At 58.0% G+C, this 1,341-nt stretch carries 1 protein-coding gene; it reads left to right on the forward strand.

Annotated elements, in window-relative coordinates; genetic code table 11:
• Positions 1-27: 27 nt before the first annotated feature.
• Complete coding sequence (locus ACN1C3_RS33175; RefSeq protein ID WP_419119945.1) at positions 28-1,332, forward strand: IS4 family transposase; 1,305 nt, start codon at positions 28-30, stop codon at positions 1,330-1,332.
• Positions 1,333-1,341 lie beyond the last annotated feature (9 nt).

Below are 1,341 nucleotides of genomic sequence, written 5' to 3' on the forward strand. Positions count from 1 at the left end.
TTTGAAAAAAAGGCACCGGCCAGTGTCATGGTCAAGTTGGCTCTGGAACAGGCCATTCCTGCTGAGTGGGTTGATCAGGTGTTCGAAGAGCATCGTCAACGCCAGTACCCGCGTGAGCTTTTGTTTTCGACCATTGTTGAGCTGATGTCCCTCGTTTCATTGGGCTTGCGGCCTTCCTTGCATGCCGCTGCACGCCAGATGGATGATCTACCGGTTACCTTGGCGGCGCTCTATGACAAGGTCAGCCGCACAGAACCGGCGTTGCTGCGGGCCTTGGTCACCGGTAGCGCAGAACGCTTGGCGCCGACGATAGAAGCGTTGGGCTGTTCAGCCATTTTGCCCGGCTGGCAACTGCGCGTCGTTGACGGTAACCACTTGCCTTCTTCCGAAAAACGTTTGGGGGCTTTGCGGCGTGAACGAGGCGCGGCGCGGCCGGGGTTTTCGGTGGTGGTTTACGATCCTGACCTGGATCAGGTCGTTGACTTGCAGCCTTGCGAGGATGCCTACGCGAGTGAGCGCGTCAGCGTGCTGCCGTTGTTGGCTCGCGCCCATGAGGGACAGCTGTGGATGGCCGATCGGCTTTATTGCACGTTGCCCGTCATGCAGGCCTGCGAGGAAGCGAACGCTTCGTTCATTATTCGCCAGCCCAGCAAACATCCCAGGTTGATTCAGGAAAGCGACTGGCAAGAACCGGTGCCGGTCGAAGCCGGAACAGTGCGCGAACAAATCATCGAACTCAAAGGTGGCTACCGCTGGCGCCGAGTTGAACTGAACCTGCAAACACCTACCGAATCAGGCGACTCTGTGATGTGGTTCTGGAGCAACTTGCCCGACACCATCAGCGCCGAGCAGATCGCCGATTTATATCGTCGCCGCTGGAGTATCGAAGGGATGTTCCAGCGTCTTGAATCGGTGCTGGACAGTGAAATCGAAAGCCTCGGTTCTCCGCGGGCGGCCTTGCTGGGCTTTGCCTCGGCGGTGTTGGCCTACAACGTTTTGGCTGTTCTCAAACGTAGTGTGGAGCAGGCCCATCGCGAGACGCAGCCTGAAGGCTGGGAAGCTTCGACCTTCCATCTGGCCGTGCAAGTGCGCAGCGGTTATGAGGGCATGCAGATCGCGTTGCCCTCGGATTATCCATCACTTCAAACGACCTCAGAAACTCTGGCGGAGCGCCTGTTGGCGCTGGCCAGGAACATCAAGCCCAAGCAGGTCGCCAAAAGCATACGCGGTCCCAAAATCGCCAAGCCCAAGGAATGGTTGGAGGGAAAGGCTGCGAATGCTCATGTGTCGACCGATCGGGTGCTGAAGGCCCATAAAGGGAAAACACCTTGAAAGGGCTGG

The organism is Pseudomonas sp. H11T01 (genome assembly GCF_048515765.1).
Taxonomy (GTDB): Bacteria; Pseudomonadota; Gammaproteobacteria; order Pseudomonadales; family Pseudomonadaceae; genus Aquipseudomonas.